Here is a 21845-nt window from a genome sequence, read left to right on the forward strand (position 1 = left end):
CGGGTAGGACGATCGGTCGCCGACGTTCAGTGAACGCCGAGCCACGCAGAAGCGCCCACCCGCGCGTTGCGGGCGCGCCCCAGCCCCGGCACTCGTAGGCTCGTGACAGAGAGGGCCAGCGATGGAGACCGTGCGGTTCGTCGGGCGGCGCGCGATTCTGGGCGAGATCGGCGCGGCGCTGGCCGCTGCCCGGGCCGGGCACGGAGGTCTGGTGCTGTTGACCGGGCCTGCCGGTGCGGGCAAGACGGCCACCGCCGAGGAGGTGGCGCGGCGTGCTGAGGGCTTTCGGGTGTTCTGGGGCTGGTGCCAGCCCGGTGGGGCCTATCTGCCGTGGGCCCGGGTGCTGCGCGAGGTCGCCGGTGCGGACGAGCGGTGCGGGCGGATCGTGGCCGAGTCGGCGCCGCTGCGGGCGCTGTTGGCGGGGCGGGTGTCGGCGGGCGAGACGGCCGGTCGGGCTGGACGGACAAGTCAGACCGGTCAGACCGGCAAGGCCGGCCCGACCGATGCAGCGAGCGCGACGGGTGCCCCGCGCGATCCCGGCGCAGCGCGGCTGCGCCTCACCGGCGACATCGCCGAGCTGCTGCGAGCCGTGGGGCGGGCGGGGCCGGTGCTGCTGGTGCTCGACGACGTGCATGACGCCGACGCGTCATCGCTGCGTCTGCTGGAAGACCTGACCTCGACGGTCCGGACCGGGCCGGTCGTGATCCTGGCCACGGCGCGGGACAGTGAGGCCGACTGGCCGGGTCGGCAGGAGCGGCGGGCGGCGTTGTTGCGGGCCGGGCGCGGGCTGCGGCTCGGGCCGCTGTCGGAGGACGACGTCGGCGCGCTGCTGGCCGCCGCCGACGGTGGCCGGCCCGCTGATCCGGGCGAGGTCGGCGCGTTGCTGAAGCGCACCGGTGGAGACGCCTTCTTCGTCGTGGAGTCGTTGCGGCAGCGGGTGATCGGCGATGCGGGCTCGGGCCGGGTTCCGATGTCGGTGCGGGACGCGGTGCTGGCCCGGACCGCGCTGCTCCCCGAAGCGGACCGCGCCGTGCTGGGTGTGGCCGCGGCCCTGGGCACGCGCTTCCATCTGGACGTCCTCGCAGCGGCCGCCGACGTGCCGCTCAGCCGGGCCGGCGAAGCACTCGCCGCGGCGGAGTCGGCGGGCCTGGCCGCTCCCGAGGGCCCGGGGCTGGGCCGCTTCCGCCACGACCTGATGCGCGAGGCCGTGTACGACGCGATCCCGGACGCGGAGCGCCCGGAGCTGCACGCGCGGATCGCGGCGACTCTGGCCGAACTCGCGCGCCGAGGTCGCGACGTGGGCCCGGCGGAGGTCGCCGACCACCTGGCGCGCGCCGGTTCGGACGGCGAGGCGGCGGCCGAGTACGCGTGGCGGGCCGGCGATCATGCCGCGGGGCTGCTGGCGTTCGACGACGCGGTGCGGTGGTACGAGGCGGCGCGGTGGGACGGGCGCGCGGCCGGGGATCGGGCGCGGCTGGCGGTGGCGACGGGATCGGCGCGGCTCGGCGCGGGCGATCGGGCGGGGGCGCGGGGTGACTTCCTGCGGGCCGCTGCCGCCGCGCGCGAGGCGGGCGATCGGGCGTTGCTGGCTGAGGCGGCCTTGGGGCTGGGTGCGGGATCGGCCGGGTTCGAAGTGGACCTGTTCGACCGGGAGCAGATCGACCTTCTGGAGGAAGCGCGCGCCGGGCTCGCGGTGGACCCCGATCCGAAGGACAACCTGCTGGCGCTGGTGACCGCACGCCTGTCCGTCGCGACCTCGCTCATGGAGGACGTCGGCCGCCGCACCGCTCTGGCCGAGGAGGCCGTCGCGGTGGCTCGGGCGAGTGGCGATCCGGGGGCCGTCGCCTATGCCTTGTCCGCCCTCTGCGACGCGAAGTCGGGGCCTGACGACCGTGATGCGCGGCAGCGGTGGGCCGAGGAGATGATCACGTGCGCGCGCCAGGCTCATGACGTGCCGCTGGAGCTGCTCGGGCGGCGGTTCCGGCTGGTGGCGCTGCTGGAAGCCGGTGATGCCGCCGGGGCCGAGGATGAGGCGGTGGCGTTCGACGCGGCGGCCCGGCTGCTGCGGCAGCCGCTTTACGCGTGGTATGTGCCGCTGTGGCGAGGTATGCGGGCGCTGATGCAGGGCCGGTTCGCCGACTGTGAGGCCGCGCTCGGCGAGACCGATGACCTGGCTCGCCGGTCCGGGAGTCCGAACGCGGCGATGCTGGCCGACACCCAGCGCTGGTTCCTGCTGTCCGACCGCCTGCCGGACGGCCGGGAAGCCCTGGTCCGCTTCCTTGACGGCATGCCGCGGCTCGACGCCCTGCCCGGGGTGTGGCCGAAAGTGACGCTCGCGCTGGCCGCGGCCCAGCGCGGTGACCTGGACGAGGCCCGGACGCGGTTGACGGCCGTGGCGCCGCGGCTGGCCGGGGCTCCGCGGGACAGCGAGTGGCTGCCGATGCTCGCCCAGGCCGCTGAGGCGGTCGCCGCGGTGGGCGGGCACCCGGTCGGGGCGACGGTGTCCACGCTGCTCGCCCCGTACGCCGACCTGTTCGTCGTCGAGGGCATCGGCGCGGTTCTGCGCGGGCCGGTGCGGTACTACCTCGGTCTGCTCGCCGCGGCCGACGGTGACGGCGCGCGGGCGCGTGAGTACTTCGCGGCGGCCGAGCGCCTCGCCGAGCAGGCCGGCATGGCAGCCCTCGTGGAGCGGATCCGCCGCGCCGCCGGCGAGCGCGGCCCCGAACCGCCGCCCCCGGCTGCGGCGCCGCACGAGATCCGCCGCGAAGGGGAGTTCTGGGTCCTGCGCTATCGGGGGCGCGAGGTGCGGGTCCGGGACAGCAAGGGTCTGCACGACCTGGCCGTCCTGCTGACGCGGCCCGGCACGCCGGTCCCGGCGCTGGATCTGGCCACAGCGTCCACCGCCTCGACCGCCGTCCCCGACCGCTCCGCCGGCCTCCACTCCCCCGGCGACCTCGGCGACCTCGTCGACGCCCGGGCCCGGGACGCCTATCGCCGCCGTCTGCGGCAGCTCGCCGTCGAAGCCGAGGACGCCGACGCCGCCGGCGACGCCGCCCGCTCGGCCCGCGTCGCCGCCGAGCACGACGCGCTGGTCGCCCAGCTCTCCGCCGCCTACGGCCTCGGCGGCCGCCCGCGCCGCACCGGCTCGGCCGCCGAGCGCGCCCGCAGCAGCGTCACGTCCAGGCTGCGCGCGGCCACCGACCGCATCGGCCGCGACCCCCGTCATCTGGGACGGCACCTGGCGGTGTCGGTGCGCACCGGCACCCTGTGCGTCTACGAGCCGGAGTCGGAGCAGACGTGGCTCACATCGTGAGGCCCGATCTCACGCCTCCTGGGTGAACCGGTGGTCCGGGCCGGCGCCTCGCTCCGAGTGCCGCTCCCCGGCCACCCCGACCCGAGGAGGCCGCTCATGCCCCGCACCGCCAAGGCCGAGGCGCCCATCGCCGTCGACGAGCCGGTCATCGAGGCCCGCTACGTCGAGCTCGGCGGGTACACCGTCGGCTACGAGACCCACAAGCTGGACACCGACCCGGCGCCGCTGTTCCGCGGGCTGCCCGACGATCGCTGCCAGTCCCCGCACTGGGGCGTGGTGGTCACCGGGCGGATCGTGTTCCGGTACGCCGACCACGACGAGGTGTACGAGGCCGGGGACGCCTACCACGCCCCGCCCGGACACCTGCCGCTGATGTTCGCCGGCACCGAGCTGGTCGAGTTCAGCCCCACCGCGGACCTGGACGCCACCATGGCGGTGGTCATGGCCAACGCCCAGGCCGAGAACGCGGAAGCCAGGTGAGGACGATGTTCCTGGGCGCGTACCACTTCGACGGCGATCCGGCCGCCCTGCTCCCGGCGTACGACAAGCTGCTGGCCGCGTACGCCGGCGATGTCGACCTGCACGTGTGCGTGGTGCGCGGTGACGGGATCACCGTGTTCGACGCGTGCCCGTCGGCCGAGCAGTTCCGCGCGTTCAGCGGCGGCGCCGACTTCGCGGCCGCCTTGGCCGGCGCCGGGCTGCCGGCCCCGCGGACCGAGGAGGTCGGCGACGTGCACGTCGCGCGACTGCGGGAGGAGGCGACGACGTCATGACCGCTCTCGGCGACCCCGTGCTGGAGACCGGCGCGCTGGACGCGACGGCGCTGGCCGGGCTGGTCGCGCGGCGCGAGGTCAGCGCGGTCGAGCTCACGCGCTGGGCCGTCGAGCGCGTGGAGCGGGCGAACCCCCGGCTGAACGCGGTGGTGGTGCCGCTGTTCGAGCGGGCGCTGGAGCAGGCTCGGCGGATCGACGGCGACGGCGACGGCGACGGCGACGGCGACGCCGACGGCGACGGCGACCCCGGCGGCGACGGTGCTCCGCACCCGCCGTTCGCCGGCGTGCCCTACCTGCTCAAGGACCTGGCCGTGGAGCTTCGCGGCGCCCCGTTCAGCGAGGGCTCGCGGTTCCTGGCGGGCAACGTCTCGACGTACGACTCCGAGCTCGTGGTCCGCCTGCGCCGCGCCGGGCTGGTGATCCTCGGCAAGACCAACACCCCCGAGTTCGGCATGGTCCCGGCCTGCGAGCCGGTGCTGTACGGCGCGACCCGGAACCCGTGGGATCCGGAGCGGTCGACCAGCGGTTCCAGCGGCGGGTCGGCGGCCGCGGTGGCGAGCCGGATGGTGCCGATGGCGCACGGCAACGACCTCGGCGGCTCGCTCCGGTTCCCGGCCTCGGCGTGCGGCCTGTTCGGCCTGAAGCCGACGCGGGCGCGCAACCCGTTCGGGCCGGAGTACGGCGACGTGGTGGGCGGCTGGGCCGTCGAGCACGCGCTGACCAGGTCGGTTCGGGACAGCGCGGCCCTGCTGGACGCCACCGGCGGTCCCGCGGCCGGCGATCCGTACCCCGCGCCGACGCCGCGACGCCCGTTCGCGGCCGAAGTCGGGGCGGATCCGGGCCGGTTGCGGATCGCTTTCAGTCCGCGGGTGCCGGACGGGTCGCCGGGACATCCCGACTGCGTCAAAGCCCTGATGGAGGCGGTGGAGCTGTGCACGGGACTCGGCCACGAGACGTCCGAGGCCGACCTGCCCGGCCTGACACCGGAGGTCGGCGACGCGATCGGGACCGTCTTCAACGCCGCGACCGCGTGGATCGTCGGCTACTGGATCAAGCGGCGCGGGCGCGAGCCGGAAGCGGACGAGCTCGAACCGGTGACCCGGGCGTTCTGGGAAGCCGGCCGGCGCGTCTCGGCTGCGGACTACCTGCTCGCGGTCGAGGAGCTGCAACGGTTCTCGCGCCGGGTCGCGGCCTTCCTGGGCGAGTACGACCTCTGGCTCACCCCGACGATGTCGGCGCCACCGCCGCCGCTCGGGTTCGTGACCTCGACTCCCGAGGATCCGCTCCGGGCCCTGCACAACGGCGGCACGACCGTCGCCTACCCGGCGGTGGTCGCGAACATCACCGGCGGCCCGGCGATGTCGGTGCCGCTGTCCTGGAACACCGACGGTCTGCCGATCGGCGTGCACTTCCTCGGGCGGTTCGGCGACGAGGCGACGCTGTTCCGGCTGGCGGCGCAACTCGAGGAGGCGGCGCCGTGGGCCGGGAGGACACCGGGTGTCGTGGCCTGACCGACGGTGAACCCGCCCGAGATCGAATCGGCGGCGGTACGTAGTGCTCTACCTGACTGAGCTACAGAACCCTCGCGGGCCCCGGCAGGACTCGAACCTGCGACCTCTCCGTTATCAGCGGAAGTAACCGCTGCCTGCGCACCGGGCGGGTGAACGTCACCACCGTAGCCAGTGCGGCTACGGTGGGACGATTCATTTTCAGCGGGTTCAGTGGCTGTAGCCGCAGTAGTTGTTCGTGGCGACGCGGCCGCCGTAGGTGCCGGTGGACCAGTTCGGCTGGTCGGCGGTGGTGTAGAAGACGAAGTTCCCGTCGTCCTGGAGCATGGCTCGGCCGCCCGGCGCGTAGGGACCGCCGTTGGCGTTGTTGTGGGCGAGGTAGCAGATGCGCTCGCCGTACTTGTTGTAGATCTGCGCCCAGCCGCTGGACGACCAGTCGATGCGGGTGGCCGGGCCCTTGCCGCCGTCATAGCCCCAGGTTCCGGTGGCCCACATCACCTTCCAGTCCGTCCAGCGGTAGAGGACGAGGTTTCCGTCCGATTGGAAAGTCAGCTCGAAGTTGCCCGAATACCACGTCGTGCCTGGGTACGTGTCCGGAAACGAGAGGGTGAAGTTGGCCACGATGGTGTCGGCGTGGGCCACTCCGGTAGTGAAGAACATGATCAGCGCCGACAGGGCTGCGGTGGCCGTCGCGGTGATGCCGCGCCGGCCGACCCGGTTTCTCCGTGAGTACATGGGAAGAGGCTCGCAGCGGCAGACGCCTGTGACCTAGTAATCCGTCCAACCCCGGACGCGCGAGATCGCGCGATGAGAGCAGGTCACTGGTTCGCACGTGGTGCGGCAGGCGATGGGCCGAGCCCGCAGGCCCGGTCGGCCATGTCCTTCTGCCACTCGGTCATCGGCGGGTTGACCGCCGTCCCGCCGGCGCCGTCATAGACCTGCGGCAGGGAGATCCCGATCGTCTGCGTCCCCCACGGCCGGTCGACGCGGATCTGGACGGGGAACGCACCGGCCGGGACGGCCTCGCAGTCGGTGACGCGGTAGGCGACCGCCACGGTCTTGGTCTGTCCCGGGTGCAGGTCGAACGGGGGCTGGGCCCCGTGGACCCCCGAGGTCCGCACATCCGGGTCCGCGGAACCGAGCAGCCTCAGCCCGGGGCCGTCCTGGCCGACCCCCACGACGCGGACGGTGGTCCAGCCGGTGTTCTCCACCGCGACCTCCTGCGCGATGACCTTCGAGGTCGTCAGCGCGGCGCCGCCGGTGCCGACGTCGGCCGAGCGCGCGAGGTGGGCCCGGACGACGCCCGAGTAGTCGACCGCGACCCCCGCGCCGAGCAGGACGGCGGCCGCCCAGACCGCGGCGGCCGCCCGCTTGCGCTGCTTCCCGCCGAGCGCCCCGGCCCTCGGGTCGAGCTGCTCCCAGACCTCGTCGCGCACCATCTGTTCCATGTCCGCCCCCTGACGACATCGATGACGGACCGGCGGGGATCGCCGGCCGCGTCGACAATGTAGCAATGTCTCGCTACATTGACTAGCGTGTCAGTGTCCTTGAACGCGATCATCGTCCTGGCCGTCGGCCTCCTCCTCGTGACGACGGCACGCGCCGTGGTCGGCGTCGTACCCCGCCGACGGGTGGAGGAGTTCGCGCGCCTGCACACGCTCCCGGTGACCGTCGCCAACGGAAACCAGATCATCGTGTACCGGGCGGCCACGAGGCGGTGGCGGGCCGTCGGGTTCGCCCTCGGCGTCCTGATCCCGGCGGCCGTCACAGGGTCCTTCCTCATCACCTTCCCCTGGGCGCTGGCCGGATGGTTCGCCGGCGCGGCCGTGGCCGAACTCCGTGTCGCACACCTGGACCGGAGCCCGGGCACACGGGCGTCCGCGTCGCTGACGCCGCGCCGGACGTCCGACTACCTGCCACGTGCCGGACGCTGGGCCGTCCCCGGCGCGATGGCTTGCTGCCTGGCGAGCGCCATCCTGTGCGCCGTACGCCACGGCGCCCACCCGGCCGGAGACCTGAGCGAGGTCGGACTGTGGACCGGGCTCGGCGTCGGGACCGGCGCCGTAGCCCTGGCCGCGCAACGCCACATCCTGCGCCGCCCGCAACCGCTGGCGAGCCCCGACCGCACGGCCGCCGACGACGCGATACGCTCGCGCTCCATGCACGTCCTCGCCGCGTCCGGCATGGTCCTGGTCGGCCTCTGCGTCAGCGCCCAACTCTCCGCCGCCGACATCCTGCCCCCCGACAACACGGCGACAGCCGTCCACGCCCTGCTCGGCATCGGCGTCCCCCTGCTCGGCCGGATCCTCGCCTACTGGCCCTCCCCGCCCGCCACCCCGGACTCCGCATGATCGTCGAACTCGACGACACCAGCCCGGTCCCGCCCTACGAGCAGATCCGGGCGCAGGTGGCGGCCATGATCGGCTCAGGCGCCCTGCCCCCGGGCACCCGCCTGCCCCCGATCCGCCAACTGGCGGGCGACCTGGGCCTGGCGGTGAACACCGTGGCCCGCGCCTACCGGGAACTGGAAACCGGCGGCCTGGTCGCCAGCCGCGTCCGCACCGGCACGGTGGTGGCACCCCGCTCCCCCGGCGCCCCGGACGCCCGCACCGCCGCCGACACCCGCCGCCTGCTCACCGAGGCGGCGCGCGCCTTCGCGACCACCACCCGGCGCCTGGGCATCGCCGACGACGAGGCGCTCGCCGCGGTGACGGCGGAGCTGGCGGGCGAGCCGCAGGGTTGACGCGACGTTGGGTGATGGGCGGGCGGCAAAATAACGAGACGCGCGCCGGGATTCAGGCCGGGCACACGACGCGGCAGGGCATCAAGGCGACAGCTGCTGCACCTCGGGCCTGATCACGTGCACCTCCAGACGTCCTTCGTCGTGGACGACACGGCGATGAACGTCGACTGATCGGTCCACCGGACGGCGGCTATCCTCATCCGGTGACACCACCTGCCAAAATACGCTGGGGCATCCTCGCGACCGGCGCCATCGCCGCCACGTTCACCGAAGACCTCCTCACGCTGGAGGACGCGGAGGTGGCGGCGGTGGCGTCGCGGTCGCCCGACACGGCGCGGGCGTTCGCCGACCGCTACGACATCCCGCGTGCTCATGGGTCCTGGGCCGAGCTGGCCGCGGACCCGGACGTCGACATCGTCTACGTCGCCACTCCCCATTCGGCGCACCACGAGGCGGCCGCGCTGTGCCTCGACGCGGGCAAGGCGGTGCTGTGTGAGAAGCCGCTGACCCTGGACGCCGCGCAGGCGGAGGACCTGATCCGGCGGGCTGAGGCGGCCGGGGTCTTCTTCATGGAGGCCATGTGGACGCGGACCGTGCCGGCCATCCTGCGGATGGTGGAGATGGTCCGTGCCGGCGCCATCGGCGAGCCGCGGCTGGTCGCCGCGGACTTCTCCGTCCACTTCGACAGCGGGCCGGAGCACCGGGTCCGCGATCCCGCCCTGGGCGGCGGCGCGCTGCTGGACCTCGGCGTGTACCCGCTGGCGATCTCGCGGCTCGTCTTCGGGGAGCCGAGCGTCGTCCGGGCCGCCGCGACGCTGACGCCCGAGGGCGTCGACGAGACCACCGCCGTCACGCTCGTCCACCCCGGTGGCGGCATCGCGGCGCTGACCTGCTCGATCTCGGCCGACGGGACGTGGAGTGCGACCGTGGCCGGGACGAAGGGCCGGATCGAGTTCGGCCGGTACTTCACCTCGCCGTCCGGATTCAGTGTGTTCCGTGGGGACGACCTGGTCGAGCGGGTCGAGGCGCCGTTCCTGGCCCAGGGCATGGTGCACGAGGCCATCGAGGCTCAGCGCTGCATACGGGCCGGGCTCCAGCAGAGCCCGCTCGCACCGTGGTCCGAGACCCTCGCGGTGATGCGGACGATGGACGAGGTCCGCGCGCAGGTCGGGGTTGTCTATCCGGGTTAGAAGAGTGGGAGGGTCCCCGCGGACCCTCCCTCCACCGGTCCGGGCTCGGTGCCGGTCCCGGACAGCGCGACTGTGTTCGGCCGAGGTGGAGTCGGCCGCACCGCTGGGGTCGGCCCCCTGGCTCGTCACCGACACCGACCCGGCCGGCTGGGACAGTGCCGGTCCCACGTTCTCGAAGTCAGCGAGGTCGACGGTGCAGAGGAGGCCGAGTCCCCGCCGTCGACCTGCAATTCGAGGGTGGTCCCGGCCGGATACGTTGTGCCGAAAAGCCGGTGCACCTCGTCGTAGAAGTGGTGCGAAGCACGTGGGCGGCGGGAGCGGAATAGGTGGTCCCTCCTCCCGGAATCCGCACAACCGAGGGCGCCGAACTGTGGACTCCGGGTACTGAATCAGTACTCTGCTTCTCATCGGAGCGTGATCGATCCCATCCGCTCCGTGTCGCGGCCGACTCGGCAGCGTCCTATCGGCTCTCTGCTCAGTTCTCTGTGCCTGCTTCTGCTTCTGCTTCTGCTTCTGCTTCTGCTCGGTCCCGGTTCCGAAGGTTCGAAGGGGTTCTGGAATGGCTGCGTCCACACCGCGCCGGAGTGCGCGCTTCCGAGCCGGCGTCGCCGCCGTCGTCGCTGCCGTCACCGCTGCCACGGCCGTCATGGTCGCGACCGGTGGCGAGGCCGCCGCGGCGAGCGGAGGAGGTGACGGCCAATGTCCGTGCTCTGTGTTCCCCGCGGATTCCGTGCCTGGGACGCCCGACTCGGGTGACTTCTTCGGGGTGGTGCTCGGGGTGAAGGTGGTGCCGGCGTCCGCTGGCAGGATTCAAGGCATCCGGTTCTACAAGTCGAGCGCTAATACCGGGACTCACACCGGCTCGCTGTGGGCGTCCGACGGGACGCTTCTGGCTACCGGGACCTTCACAGGCGAGACCGCCACCGGGTGGCAGACGCTGATGTTCGCGAATCCGGTGCCGGTGCGGCCAGACACGACGTATATCGCGTCGTACTACGCCCCCAACGGGCATTACGCGTATGACACCGGCTACTTCATGAACGGCGGAGCTGGCGCGGCGCCGATCACCGCACCGTCGGACGATGCCGGCGGAGGCAACGGCGTCTACACCTACGGCGGCGCCACCGCGTTTCCGCACTACAGCTACAACGCCGCGAACTACTGGGTCGATGTCGTCTACGACGATGCCGATGTGCCGACCGACGCGCCGACCGTCGTTGACACGACTCCCGGCGACGAGGCGACCAAGGTGGCCGGAACGACGCCTGTCAGTGCGACGTTCTCCGCGCCGGTGGATGCGAGCAGTGTGCATTTCAGCGTGACTGACGCTGCTGGAGCTCAGGTGCCTGGCAGCGTTGCCCTCAACGCCGCCGCTACGACTGTGACGTTCACGCCGGGGACGCAGCTGCCGCCGGGGAGTACGTTCACTGCGTCGGTGCAGGCGGCGGACGCCTGGGGACACGCGATGAGCGATCCGGCGACGTGGAGCTTCACTGTCGACACCGCGCCGCCGCCGTACGCGTGTCCGTGTTCGCTGTTCGCCGACTCCGCGACTCCGGCGGTGGCCAACAGCAACGATCCCAACTCTGTGGAGCTCGGGGTCCGCTTCACGCCGGCGGTCAACGGCACGGTCAGCGGGATCCGGTTCTACAAGGGCGCGTTGAACGGCGGGACGCACACGGGGACGCTGTGGAGCAGCGACGGTACTCAGCTGGCGACCGGTACGTTCAGCGGCGAGAGCGCCACCGGGTGGCAGAGTATGACGTTCGCGATGCCGGTCGCTGTGCGCGCGGGGACGACATATGTTGCGTCGTATCACGCGCCGGTTGGGAACTACTCGTTTACGACTGGCTACTTCTCCTATGCGCATCAGCGCTATCCGTTGACGGCGGCGGCGAGTGGGAGTGGTCAGGACGGAAACGGGACCTATGGCTACGGAGGCGGGACCACTTTCCCGGGTGCGGGCAGTGCGGGCACGAATTATTGGGTCGATGTGGTGTTCAATGCATCTTGATGCGAACCGCAGCGCGGCCTACCGCTTGACCGCATACATAGCCTGATCAGCAGCCTGAATCGCGGCCTCAGCACTATGATGATCGCCAAGCTCCGTCCACCCGATACTGGCCCCGATCGGCGTCTGCGGGGCGATCGCATGCCAATCCGCCGACGCGATCGCCATACTGATCCGCGCGCCGATCGCCCGGGCCTCGGGTTCGTCCGTGCCGGGCAGCAGGATGACGAACTCGTCGCCGCCGTAGCGGGCCACGAAGTCTCCCGTCCGCAGGGCGCCCGCGAGGATTCCCGCGATCCGTTTCAGCACACGGTCTCCGGCGACGTGGCCGTGGACCGTGTTCACCTGTTTGAACCCGTCCAGGTCGAGGACCGCCAGCGCGGCCGTCCGTCCCGTGGCGGTCAGCTCGGACATCCGTCGCTCCAGGTGACGTCGGTTGGGCAGGCCGGTCAGCGGGTCGGTCAGCGCCTCGCGGACGTAGGACGACAGCTCCCAGCCGTCGCCGTGCGACGCCGGCTGGTCCGGTTGGTTCGACTGTCCCGCGTGGATCGGCGGCGGCTGTGTCAGTATCAGGCGCTGCAGCTGCACCATCCGTTGGCTCTGGATCCGGAAGGACTGGCGTTCCAGCTCCACCGCGCCGCTCGAGTCGCCGACGCCGGTGAGGGCCAGGGAGCGGACGCGCAGCAGCTCGGAGGCGGGAAGGGGGCAGTCCGGGCCGATGCGGTCGAGGTACGCCAGCGCCTGGCGGGGGTGGTGGGTGGCGATGGCGAGACACGCCTGGATGAGCAGGTCGTAGGCCGGGGCTATGGCGTCGTCGGCGGTGGGGCGGAGGCGACGGAGATCGACCGCGTGACCGTCTTCGAGCACAGTCAGCCGAGCGGCGGCGTACGCGTAACTGACGGCGTCCCAGTGCTGGAGCCCGCCGGGTTCGCTGGCAGCATGGAGCCGCCCCAGGTCCAGCACCTCCTCCAGCGCCGCGATGGCACCCTGCGTGTCGCCGACGTGGTCCAGAGCCAGCGCGGCGTCCAGGCGTGGCGCCAGCCACGCCTTCTGGTCGCCGGTCATCTGGCTCAGCCGCTGCAACGACGCCAAGGCGTTGTCGCCCAGTCCCAGGTTGCCCTGTGTGGTGGCGAGGTCGTACCAGGCCAGCTCGGTGGCCGGGGTGCCGGCCTGCTCGGCGTTCAGATACCGCTGGCTGTCCAGGAGATGGGCCAGGGCCTGGTCCGCTGAGCCGCGTGCGTTGCCGATACCGGCGGCGAGGGCGTGGAAGTGGCCCAGGGAGGTCGGCGAGTCGACCTCGCGTGCCAGCTCCGCGGCCTGTTCCTCGGTCTCGCGGCATTCCGCGGAGCCGGCCTGGCCGATGTTGAAGTACGCCGCCAGTCGCTGCGTCGCTGCGATCGCCCGCTCCTGCGGGTCGCCGGGCCGTTCCAGGAGGCGCCCGCTGAGCGAGAGCACCTCCCGTGAGCGGCCCTGGGCGAGCAGCTTGCGCAGCTTCTGGGTGCGCCCCGGCAGCCGGGACGGCCGGGCGGCGCCGGACACGGCCATGGCCCGTCCCCCTTCTCGACGGCGCGAGCGGCAACAGTGAGTCAACGATAACCACACCCATTGTCAAGTTCCCACCCTTTTGCCGACTCGTGGGCCCGATGGGACGAATGGTGCGGTCGCACCGGTCGTCGCCGCTCGAGCGCGGTGCGAGCGTCCTCCGAGCCTCCGGGGTTGTCATAGCGGCTCGCTGCACGGGAACTGGCGGATTCGCTATTCAACGGGAGGTTTCCGATGCCGAACGTCAAGGATTCCGGGGACGCGCCGGACGGGGGCCTCGTCCCCCTGATCGCGGCCGTGTTCGGGCGCCGGCTCCAGGTGCCGGACTTCGGGGCGGACGACGACTTCTTCGGGCGGGGCGGGTCGTCGTTCCTGGCCGCGCTGTGCGTGGCGGATCTGAAGAAGGCCGGGCTCAGGCTGGCGATCCAGGACGTGTTCCTCGCCAAGACGCCGCGGGCGGTGGCGGAGCGGATCGAGTCGCCGCAGAAGGTCGGGTGAGTATGGGCTCCCCGTCGTCGGCCGCGCCGCTGCTGGTCCCGCAGAGCAGCCCGAGCGGAGCCACGGCGGTCGACTTCGTCGCGTTCCCCGCCGCGGGGACCGGCGCCTCGGGGTTCCGTGACTGGCGGGAGACGCTGCCCGCGGACTGGCGCTTCACCGTCGTCAACCTGCCCGGGCGGGAGGCCGGTTACGGTGAGCCGTTCGCGACGGACATGGCCGCGCTGGCCGACGATGTCGCCGCCGAGCTGCGCGCCGCCCGCGCCGCCGCCCCCGACGCCCCGTTGGTCCTGTTCGGCCACAGCATGGGCGGCCTCCTCGCCTTCCTCGTGGCCCACCGCCTCCCCGTCGACGGCCTCGTCGTCGCGGCCTGCGCCCCGCCCGGCATCCGGCGCTTCGAACTCGGCGCGGAGCCGCCCAGCGACGAAGCCCTCCGCGGCGACGTGGCCGAGGCGCTGGCGGCGGCCGGCGTGTCAGCGCTCTTCGACGAGGCCGGAGAGGGGCTCCTCGACGAGATGGTCGACCTCGCGGTGCCCGTCCTGCGCGCCGACATCGAGCTGCTGACCACCTTCCGGGCACCCGGCACCCCGCTGAACTGCCGCGTCCTGGCCCTCTACGGCAAGGACGACCCCCTGGCCCCGGCGCCCTGGACCAGCGAGACGACCGCGCCGGCCGACCGCTCGTTCCTGGACGGCGGCCACTTCTTCGTGCAGCTCTGCCCCGCCGACGTGGTCGCCGAGCTCCAGCGCTGGCTCGCACCGGTTCCGGAGGGCGTGCGATGAGCGATCCGGTCCTGCTCGTCCTCGACTACCCGGGACGCCGCCCCGAAGCCCGGGTCTCGGACCTCGGCCTCGAAGACGCCGGCTACGACGTCAGATACCTGATGCAGCCTCCGCTGCCCTGCGGCCCATCAGCGGTCGAATACACCGCCGAGGCCCTGGCCGCGGCCGGTCCCCAGCAGGGCGGTGCCCACGCCGTCCTCGCCTACTGCGGCGCGTCCGCCCTCGGCCAGGAGGTGGCCCTGCGCGTCGGCTGCCCGCGCCTGCTGCTGTTCAACGGCGAGCTGTGCACGCCCCAGGTCGTCGGCACCGAATACCGCCTTCTCCTGGAGTCGGTCGCCGGAGAGCCGGTCGGCCTGCCCTCCTGGTGGCACACCGACCTGCTGGCCGACCGCTCGGACGACTTCCTCAAGCGCTGTGAGGCCCACCTGATCGAGCAGGTCCGCCGGAGCATCGCCGACGCGGCGGACGGCGAACCCGACGACCAGGACCTGCTGGACGCCGAGGACGCCATGGCCCCGCTGCTGGACGGCTTCCTCGACTGGCTCGCCTACCTCGCCGCCTCGCACCGCACCGACCACCCGGCCTTCGACGCGGACGTCGTCAGCTTCCTGTCCCGCGACCAGCCCGCCGTCGAGCCCTGGCCCGGGGCCCGCACGACCGTGTCGGTGCGGATCGACACGACGCGCGACGACCTGCTGGCCGACCCCGCCACCCGGCGCCTCGTCCTGGACACCCTGGCCGCCCCCTTCGACGGAGGATCGCGATGACTGTCACCCTGTCGGTGAGTCTGAAGACCGACACCCTCACCGACCTGTGGGCCCGCGCGGTGGAGCGGCAGCCCGCGGCGCCGGCCGTGGTCGACGACCACAGTACCCTGACGTACCGCGAGCTGGACGCCTACTCCGACGCCGTCGCCCGCGACCTGCGCGCCGCCGGCGTCGGTCCGGAAGCACCGGTCGCGCTGCATCTGCGCCGCGGTGTCGGCCTGTTCGCGGGCATCCTCGGCGTGCTCAAGGCCGGCGGCGCCTACGTCGCCGTCGACCCCCGGTATCCGGCGGCCCGCCGTCAGGCGATGATCGACGCCAGCGGCGCACGCGTCGTGCTCACCGAACGCGACTGGACGGCCGACGCCACGGCCGAGACGGTCCGGGCGCTGACCCCGTACGACGAATACGACCTGACGGAAACCGCCGACTTCGTCCCCGCCGTCGCAGACCCTCGAAGCGCCGCCTGCATCCTGTTCACTTCCGGTTCCGCGGGACAGCCCAAGGCGACCGTCCTGGAGCACCGTGGCATCGTCGGCTTCGCCCGGAACCAGGCGCTGCCCGAGCTCACCGCGGACGACCGGGTCGGCCAGATCGCCAGCCCCTCCTTCGACGCCTTCCACTTCGAGACCTGGTGCGCCTTCGCCCACGGCGCCCAGATCGTGGTGCTCCCCGCGCTGCCCGACCTCCTCGCCTCCGACCTCCGCCGCACCCTGCGCCGCCTGCGCATCACCGCGATGCTGGTGCCGACGATGGCCGTGAACCACGTCGTGCGCGAGGACCGGGACGCTTTCTCCCCGCTGCGGATCCTCCACACCGGCGGCGACGCGATCCTCGCCGGCACCTGCCGGGACCTGCTGGCGGGCAGCTTCTCAGGCCGCTTCTTCAACCTCTACGGCCCCACGGAGGCCACCACCGCGTGCACCGCCTTCGAGGTGACCGCGGTGGCGCCCGAAGCGTCCAGCATCCCGATCGGCACCGCCGTCGAAGGCGCCCACATCTACGTGCTCGACGAAGCGTCGCAGCCGGTCGCCCCGGGCCAGGTCGGCCAGCTGCACGTCGGGGGCCGCGGTGTCGCACGCGGCTATCTCGGCGATCCGTCGCTGACCGCCTCCCGCTTCCTGCCCGATCCGTTCCAGGCCGACGGCGGCCGGATGTACGCGACCGGCGACCTGGTCCGCGTGCTCCCCGACGGGATGCTGGACTTCGTCGGCCGCGCCGACCACCAGGTGAAGATCCGCGGATACCGGGTCGAGCCCGGCGAGGTGGAGCGGGTCCTGCAACGCCACCCGCAGGTGCGGGACGCGGCCGTCCTGCCGCACGGCCACGACCAGGACCGCAACCTCGTCGCGTTCGTGGTCCGCCGGGGCCCGCTGCAGCCCGCGGAGCTGCGCGCGTTCGCCGAGCGGGAGCTGCCGGACCACATGGTGCCGGCCAAGATCGTGATCCTCACCAAGATCCCGGCCACGGACAACGGCAAGCGCGACCGGCAAGCGCTCATCGAGCTGTTGGAGTCCGACGAGGCCCGCGTCCGCGCCCACCAGCCCCCGGCCAGCCCCGCCGAACGCCTGCTGGCCAAGATCTGGTCGACGCTGCTGGCGACGGAGGACATCGGCGTCACCGACGACTTCTTCGTCCTCGGCGGCAACTCGATGCTGGCCTTCCGCGTCCGCCAGCAGATCAAGCGTGAGACCGGGGTGGCGGTCGACATCGGGGTGATCCTGGAGAACTCGGTGCTGCGTGATCTGGCCGCCGTGCTCGACGCGCGCACGGAGCCGGGGGCGGGTTCATGACCGCCACCGCCACCGCCACCGCCACTACCACCATCGACCTGACCGACGTCGAACTCTTCGCCGCGAACCGCCACCACGACGCCTTCCGCCGCCTCCGCGAGGAGGCGCCGGTCTACCGCAACCCCTCCGCGGACGGCACCGAGTTCTGGGCGCTGACCCGCTACGACGACATCCTCGCCGCCTACATCGACCACGACACCTTCAGCTCGATGCACGGCGCCATCCTCGGCGGCTCGTTCCGGCAGGGCGGCGACACGGCCTCCGGCGAGATGCTCGTGGCCTCGGACCCGCCGCGCCACCGCATCCTGCGCAAGGTCATGCATCCGCCGTTCGCCCCGGCGATGGTCCAGCGCATCCAGGAGAGCGTCCGCACGCTGCTGACCCGCGCCGTGCGCGACCTGCGCGAGGCGGGCGGCTGCGACTTCGCCCTGGACTTCGCCCCGCTGCTGCCGATCGGCGCGCTGATGGCGATGTTCACCATCGGCGCGGCCGAGGCCCGCCACGTCGTCGGCCTGACGCGGCGGATGGTCGGCTACCGGGACGCGGCGCTGTGCGACCTCTCGGGCGACGAGCGTCTGCGGCTCGCCCACGCGCAGAGCGAGATCTTCGAGTTCTTCGCCGACCTGCTCGACGAGCGCGGCGACGCCACCGGGGACGACGACGTCATCGGCATGCTGCAGCGGGCCGAGATCAACGGCGAGCCGCTGACCGAGGCGCAGCTGCTCTACAACTGCATGAACATCGCGGTGGGCGGCAACGAGACGACGTCCTACACGATCTGCTCGGGCTTCCTGGCCTTCCTGGAGAACCCGCGGGAATGGAACCGGCTGCGCGCCGAGCCGGCGCTGCTGCCCGGTGCCCTGGACGAGATGCTGCGCTGGGGCTCCACCAACGCCTACGTCCAGCGGGTGGCGCTGCGCGACGTCGTGGTGGCCGGCACGGCCATCGCCGCCGGGGACGTCGTCACGCTGTGGAACGTGTCGGCGAACCGCGATCCGTCGCAGTTCCCCGAGCCGGAGCGCTTCGACATCACGCGCTCGCCGAACCGCCACCTGTCCTTCGGCAGCGGCGTGCACCGCTGTATCGGGGCGCCGGCCGGACTGGTCGAGCTCGCCGAGGCGGTCTGCGCGCTGCGGGACTCAGGGCTCGGGTTCCGGCTGGCCGGCGACCCGGTCCGGCTGCGGTCGAACTTCATCCTCGGCTTCACCTCGCTGCCCATTGAGATCGCCGAGATCGCCGAGACCGCCGAGACCGGCGCCTGACCCCCGGAGGGACAGCATGACAACGGGGTGGGCGACCGATCTGAGGGCCTACGCGGCCGAGAAGCTTCCGGCGTATCTGGTGCCGGACGTGATCGTGCCGATGACGAGCCTGCCGACGACGCGCAACGGCAAGATCGACCGGGCCGCGCTGGCCGCGATCGAGGTGCCGTCCGGGCCGGTCGGCCCGGGGCCGCGGACGGGGCTGGAAAGGGATCTGCTGGCGTTGTTCGAGGAGGTCCTCCGCCTGGAGAACCTCAGCGTCCTGACCGACTTCTTCGTCGTGGGCGGCGACTCGCTGCGGGCGATGCGGCTGGTGTCCAGGGTGCGCTCCCGGATGGGCTACCAGCTGACGGTGGGCGAGGTGTTCGACGCCCCGACCGTCGAGGATCTCGCCCGGCTGCTCGACGCCCGCAGCGCTCCGCTTCCCGCGTTGAAGCGCTCCACGACTGCGGACGCCGTCCCGCTCTCCCCCGCGCAGCGCGGTCTCTGGTTCATCAACCGGCTGGAAGGCGCCGCGCCGACCTACAACATCCCGATGCCGCTGCGGTTGCGCGGCGACCTCGACCAGGAGGCGTTGTGGAAGGCTCTCAGGGCTCTGGTGGAGCGGCACGAGAGCTTGCGCACGGTCTTCCCCGAGTCCGCCGGTGAACCCTTCCAAAAGGTGGTGAGCGTCGAGGAGGCCCTCCCCGAGCTTCGCACCGTCGACCTCGACCCGGTCGGCCTCGCGGCGTATCAGGACTCGTTCGAAGGCCGCGGCTTCGACCTCAGAACCGACGTCCCCCTGCGCGCGGAGCTGGTCGCCCTCGGACCGCGGGAGCACATCCTGCTGCTCGTCGTGCACCACATCGCCTGCGACGGCTGGTCGATGGCGCCGTTGCACCGCGACCTGGCGCAGGCCTACGCCGGACAGGCTCCGGCTCCGCTGCCGGTGCAGTACAGCGACTACACGTTGTGGCAGCGCGAGGTGCTGGGGTCGGCCGACGATCCCGAGAGCGTGACGTCGCGGGACCTGACGTATTGGACGAAGGTGCTGGACGGCCTGCCCGAGCGGCTCGAACTGCCCGCGGACCGGCCGCGCCCGGCGCGCGCGAGCAACCGCGGCGCCGTCTTCGAGTTCTCACTGAGCCCCGAGCTGACCCGGGCCGTCGACCAGATGGCCGCCGGCGCCGGCGCCAGTGCGTTCATGGTCGTGCAGAGCGCGCTCGCGGCTCTGCTGACACGGCTGGGGGCCGGGAACGACATCCCCATCGGGACGCCGACCGCGGGCCGCGTCCACGAACACCTCGACGACATGGTCGGCTTCTTCGCCAACTCGCTGGTGCTGCGCATCGACACGACGGGCGACCCGAGCTTCCGGGAGCTGTCGGCCCGCGTCAGGGAACTGACGTTCGACGCCTTCGCCCATCAGGAGCTCCCCTTCGACACCTTGGTCGAGGCCCTCAACCCGGAGCGTTCCCTCGCGCACCACCCGCTGTTCCAGGTCATGCTCGTGTTCGAGAACAGCCCGAGCGCGCCGTTGGAGATCCCGGGACTCACGGTCGCGCCGGAGCACTCGAGGCTCGGCGTCGCACGCTTCGACCTGGTCTTCAACCTGACACCGCCGAACACGGCCGGCGACGGCACGGCGGGCTTCATCGAGTACGCGACCGACCTGTTCGACCGCGCCACGATCGAGCGGATCGCCGGCTACCTGGTCGCGATGCTGGAGCGGGGCCTCGCCGCCCCCGAGACGCCGATCGGGCGGATCGAGCTGCGCGCCGACGCCGAGCGTGAGCTGGCAGCCGCGTGGAACGCCACGACGCACGCCGTCGCCCGCGACACCCTGCCCCGGCTGTTCGAGGCACAGGCCGCGCGGACTCCGGACCACCGCGCGGTCGTCTACGAGGACGAGGCCGCATCGTTCGCCGAGTTGAACGCGCGCGCGAACCAGTTGGCTCGGCATCTGGTGCGTCAGGGTGCCGGCCCGGAACGGATCGTGGCGCTCGCCCTGCCCCGCTCCCTCGATCTGATCGTGGCGCTCTGGGCGGTCGTGAAGACCGGCGCCGCTTATCTCCCGGTGGACGTGGACTATCCGGCCGCCCGGATCGCGGCCATGCTCGACGACGCCGCCCCGATCCTGACGCTGACCACTGCGGCCGCCGCCGGGCGGCTCCCGGCCGGCACAGCGCTCCAGCCCGTGGACGATGCGGAGTTCGCCCGGCGCGTGGCCGCGGAGAGCGCGGCGAACCTGGCCGACGCCGAACGCCTGACGCCGCTGCGGCCGGAGCACCCCCTCTACGTCATCTACACCTCAGGCTCGACCGGCCGTCCGAAGGGCGTCGTGATGCCGGCGGCGCCGATCGTCAACCTGCTGGCCTGGCACGGCTCCGTCGTGCCGGCCGAACCGGACAGCGTCACCGCGCAGTTCGCGTCGACGAGCTTCGACCCGGCCGCGCAGGAGATCCTGTCGGCGGGCACCTCGGGCAAGACGCTCGCGGTCCCGCCGGACGCGATCCGGCGCGACCCGGGCCGTCTGGTGCCGTGGCTCGACCGGCACCGGGTCACCGAGCTGTTCGCCCCGAGCGCCCTGATCGATCTGGTCTGCCGGGAAGCGTCCCGCCAGGACGCCGCCCTGCCGGCGCTGCGGCACGTCGTGCAGGGCGGCGAGGCGCTGGTCCTCAGCGGCGCGATGCGCAGGTTCTTCGACGCGGAGCCCCGGCGCCGCCTGCACAACTACTACGGCCCGACCGAGACCCACGCCGCCACCGGGCACACCGTGGAGCGGCCGGTCGGGGAGCAGGGCGGCACCGTGCCCATCGGCGCGCCGATCTGGAACACGCGCATCCATCTGCTGGACGCGCAGCTGCGTCCGGTTCCGCTCGGCGCGCCCGGCGAGGTCTTCATCGCCGGAGACGCGGTGGCGCGCGGTTACCTGAACCGTCCGGTCGAGACCGCGCGGCGGTTCGTCCCGGATCCCTTCGGGCCGCCGGGGAGCCGGATGTATCGCACCGGCGATCTGGCCCGCTGGAACAACGACGGCCTGCTGTGCTTCCTGGGCCGTAACGACTCCCAGGTCAAGATCCGCGGCTTCCGGATCGAACTCGGCGAGATCGAGGCGACGCTGCGCGCCGTGCCGGGTGTGGCGCAGGCCGTCGTGCTCGCCGCGAGGACCGAGCACGCCGGCGTGCGGCTCAACGCCTATCTCGGAGCCGAACACGGGGTCGGCCTCGATCCCCGCGAGGTCAAGGCGTTCGTCGCCCGGCGACTGCCCGCCTACATGGTCCCGGCCGAGGTCTTCGTCCTCGACAGCCTGCCCACCACTCCCAACGGCAAGGTGGATCAGCGGCGCCTGACAGCGCTGACGCCGCCGACCGCGGCCGCGTCCCCGAGCCGCGAACCGGAGACCGAGACCGAGAAGCGGCTGTGCGCGCTGCTGGCCGACCTGCTCGGCCGGGAGTCGGTCGGCGTGGACGAGAACTTCTTCGAGATCGGCGGCCACTCGCTGGTCGTGCCGCGCCTGCTCGACGGCATCCGCGCGGAGCTCGGCCTGGAGCTCTCCGTCACCGATGTGTTCGACCTGCCCACCGTCGAGGGCTTCACCCGACGTCTGAGACCGGTGCGGCGGGCCCGGCCCGCACTGCGCAGAAGGTCCGGGAACCCGGACCGGCCCGCCGACCAGTGACGCCGAGC

Annotated in this window: 18 protein-coding genes; 14 read left to right on the forward strand and 4 right to left on the reverse strand. The window is 72.5% G+C overall.

What is annotated here, in order from left to right:
• The first annotated feature begins 121 nt into the window (after positions 1-121).
• From ABD466_RS25285 to ABD466_RS25300, 4 genes are all read left to right on the forward strand, one after another.
• On the forward strand, positions 122-3313 hold the full coding sequence (locus ABD466_RS25285) for an ATP-binding protein (RefSeq protein WP_344659651.1): 3192 nt from the start codon (positions 122-124) through the stop codon (positions 3311-3313).
• Between the two features lie 96 nt (positions 3314-3409).
• Positions 3410-3793, forward strand: a complete 384-nt coding sequence (locus ABD466_RS25290) for a cupin domain-containing protein (RefSeq protein ID WP_344659652.1) — start codon at positions 3410-3412, stop codon at positions 3791-3793.
• Complete coding sequence (locus ABD466_RS25295) at positions 3790-4086, forward strand: hypothetical protein (protein ID WP_344659653.1); 297 nt, start codon at positions 3790-3792, stop codon at positions 4084-4086. Before ABD466_RS25290 ends, ABD466_RS25295 begins: the two co-directional genes overlap by 4 nt.
• Positions 4083-5597 (forward strand): amidase, encoded by a 1515-nt coding sequence (locus ABD466_RS25300; protein WP_344659654.1) that lies wholly within the window; start codon positions 4083-4085, stop codon positions 5595-5597. The genes ABD466_RS25295 and ABD466_RS25300 overlap by 4 nt, the downstream gene beginning before the upstream one ends.
• Before the next feature lie 207 nt (positions 5598-5804).
• Here ABD466_RS25300 and ABD466_RS25305 read toward each other — a convergent pair whose 3' ends face one another.
• Together ABD466_RS25305 and ABD466_RS25310 are read right to left on the reverse strand one after the other, a co-directional pair.
• A complete protein-coding gene (locus ABD466_RS25305) occupies positions 5805-6329 on the reverse strand; it encodes a hypothetical protein (RefSeq protein ID WP_344659655.1) in 525 nt (174 codons plus the stop codon).
• Positions 6330-6412: 83 nt separating this feature from the next.
• Positions 6413-7042, reverse strand: coding sequence for a hypothetical protein (locus ABD466_RS25310; protein ID WP_344659656.1), 630 nt, complete (start codon positions 7040-7042; stop codon positions 6413-6415).
• An 87-nt stretch (positions 7043-7129) separates the two neighbouring features.
• Here ABD466_RS25310 and ABD466_RS25315 point away from each other — a divergent pair, with 87 nt between their 5' ends.
• The 3 genes from ABD466_RS25315 (at position 7130) to ABD466_RS25325 (ending at position 9527) form a co-directional block, all read left to right on the forward strand.
• Positions 7130-7945, forward strand: a complete 816-nt coding sequence (locus ABD466_RS25315; protein ID WP_344659657.1) for a hypothetical protein — start codon at positions 7130-7132, stop codon at positions 7943-7945.
• Entirely contained in the window at positions 7942-8337 is a 396-nt protein-coding gene (locus tag ABD466_RS25320) for a GntR family transcriptional regulator (protein ID WP_344659658.1), read from the forward strand. The genes ABD466_RS25315 and ABD466_RS25320 overlap by 4 nt, the downstream gene beginning before the upstream one ends.
• Positions 8338-8540: 203 nt before the next feature.
• On the forward strand, positions 8541-9527 hold the full coding sequence (locus ABD466_RS25325) for a Gfo/Idh/MocA family protein (RefSeq protein WP_344659659.1): 987 nt from the start codon (positions 8541-8543) through the stop codon (positions 9525-9527).
• A gap of 125 nt (positions 9528-9652) precedes the next feature.
• On the opposite strand, the gene ABD466_RS44455 is transcribed toward ABD466_RS25325, so the two are convergent.
• The gene (locus ABD466_RS44455) at positions 9653-9805 is read right to left on the reverse strand and encodes a hypothetical protein (protein ID WP_425558730.1); all 153 of its coding nucleotides are present in this window, start codon (positions 9803-9805) and stop codon (positions 9653-9655) included.
• Positions 9806-10173: 368 nt separating this feature from the next.
• Here ABD466_RS44455 and ABD466_RS25330 point away from each other — a divergent pair, with 368 nt between their 5' ends.
• Positions 10174-11541: a DUF4082 domain-containing protein gene (locus tag ABD466_RS25330; RefSeq protein WP_344659660.1), complete on the forward strand. Its 1368-nt coding sequence runs from the start codon at positions 10174-10176 to the stop codon at positions 11539-11541.
• A gap of 18 nt (positions 11542-11559) precedes the next feature.
• Here the strand turns inward: ABD466_RS25330 and ABD466_RS25335 are convergent, their stop codons facing one another.
• A complete protein-coding gene (locus tag ABD466_RS25335; RefSeq protein WP_344659661.1) occupies positions 11560-13083 on the reverse strand; it encodes a diguanylate cyclase domain-containing protein in 1524 nt (507 codons plus the stop codon).
• A gap of 231 nt (positions 13084-13314) precedes the next feature.
• Between ABD466_RS25335 and ABD466_RS25340 the strand changes: the two genes are divergently transcribed.
• Genes ABD466_RS25340 through ABD466_RS25365 form a run of 6 tightly spaced genes read left to right on the forward strand, consistent with a single transcriptional unit; the run spans position 13315 to position 21837 of the window.
• Positions 13315-13578 (forward strand): phosphopantetheine-binding protein, encoded by a 264-nt coding sequence (locus ABD466_RS25340; protein WP_344659662.1) that lies wholly within the window; start codon positions 13315-13317, stop codon positions 13576-13578.
• A gap of 2 nt (positions 13579-13580) precedes the next feature.
• Positions 13581-14357 (forward strand): thioesterase II family protein, encoded by a 777-nt coding sequence (locus ABD466_RS25345; RefSeq protein ID WP_344659705.1) that lies wholly within the window; start codon positions 13581-13583, stop codon positions 14355-14357.
• On the forward strand, positions 14354-15124 hold the full coding sequence (locus ABD466_RS25350) for a hypothetical protein (RefSeq protein ID WP_344659663.1): 771 nt from the start codon (positions 14354-14356) through the stop codon (positions 15122-15124). The genes ABD466_RS25345 and ABD466_RS25350 overlap by 4 nt, the downstream gene beginning before the upstream one ends.
• On the forward strand, positions 15121-16914 hold the full coding sequence (locus ABD466_RS25355; protein WP_344659664.1) for a non-ribosomal peptide synthetase: 1794 nt from the start codon (positions 15121-15123) through the stop codon (positions 16912-16914). Before ABD466_RS25350 ends, ABD466_RS25355 begins: the two co-directional genes overlap by 4 nt.
• Positions 16911-18176 (forward strand): cytochrome P450, encoded by a 1266-nt coding sequence (locus tag ABD466_RS25360; RefSeq protein ID WP_344659665.1) that lies wholly within the window; start codon positions 16911-16913, stop codon positions 18174-18176. Before ABD466_RS25355 ends, ABD466_RS25360 begins: the two co-directional genes overlap by 4 nt.
• 16 nt (positions 18177-18192) lie before the next feature.
• On the forward strand, positions 18193-21837 hold the full coding sequence (locus tag ABD466_RS25365) for a non-ribosomal peptide synthetase (protein WP_344659666.1): 3645 nt from the start codon (positions 18193-18195) through the stop codon (positions 21835-21837).
• Positions 21838-21845 lie beyond the last annotated feature (8 nt).

This window comes from Catenulispora subtropica, from assembly GCF_039531675.1.
GTDB classification, from domain to species: Bacteria; Actinomycetota; Actinomycetes; order Streptomycetales; family Catenulisporaceae; genus Catenulispora; species Catenulispora subtropica.

Coding starts and splice junctions, on each gene's coding strand:
- ABD466_RS25285 (WP_344659651.1), top strand. CDS start 122: ATGGAGACCGTGCGGTTCGTCGGGCGGCGCGCGATTCTGGGCGAGATC.
- ABD466_RS25290 (WP_344659652.1), top strand. CDS start 3,410: ATGCCCCGCACCGCCAAGGCCGAGGCGCCCATCGCCGTCGACGAGCCG.
- ABD466_RS25300 (WP_344659654.1), top strand. CDS start 4,083: ATGACCGCTCTCGGCGACCCCGTGCTGGAGACCGGCGCGCTGGACGCG.
- ABD466_RS25305 (WP_344659655.1), bottom strand. CDS start 6,329: ATGTACTCACGGAGAAACCGGGTCGGCCGGCGCGGCATCACCGCGACG.
- ABD466_RS25310 (WP_344659656.1), bottom strand. CDS start 7,042: ATGGAACAGATGGTGCGCGACGAGGTCTGGGAGCAGCTCGACCCGAGG.
- ABD466_RS25320 (WP_344659658.1), top strand. CDS start 7,942: ATGATCGTCGAACTCGACGACACCAGCCCGGTCCCGCCCTACGAGCAG.
- ABD466_RS25330 (WP_344659660.1), top strand. CDS start 10,174: ATGGTCGCGACCGGTGGCGAGGCCGCCGCGGCGAGCGGAGGAGGTGAC.
- ABD466_RS25335 (WP_344659661.1), bottom strand. CDS start 13,083: ATGGCCGTGTCCGGCGCCGCCCGGCCGTCCCGGCTGCCGGGGCGCACC.
- ABD466_RS25340 (WP_344659662.1), top strand. CDS start 13,315: ATGCCGAACGTCAAGGATTCCGGGGACGCGCCGGACGGGGGCCTCGTC.
- ABD466_RS25345 (WP_344659705.1), top strand. CDS start 13,581: ATGGGCTCCCCGTCGTCGGCCGCGCCGCTGCTGGTCCCGCAGAGCAGC.
- ABD466_RS25350 (WP_344659663.1), top strand. CDS start 14,354: ATGAGCGATCCGGTCCTGCTCGTCCTCGACTACCCGGGACGCCGCCCC.
- ABD466_RS25355 (WP_344659664.1), top strand. CDS start 15,121: ATGACTGTCACCCTGTCGGTGAGTCTGAAGACCGACACCCTCACCGAC.
- ABD466_RS25360 (WP_344659665.1), top strand. CDS start 16,911: ATGACCGCCACCGCCACCGCCACCGCCACTACCACCATCGACCTGACC.
- ABD466_RS25365 (WP_344659666.1), top strand. CDS start 18,193: ATGACAACGGGGTGGGCGACCGATCTGAGGGCCTACGCGGCCGAGAAG.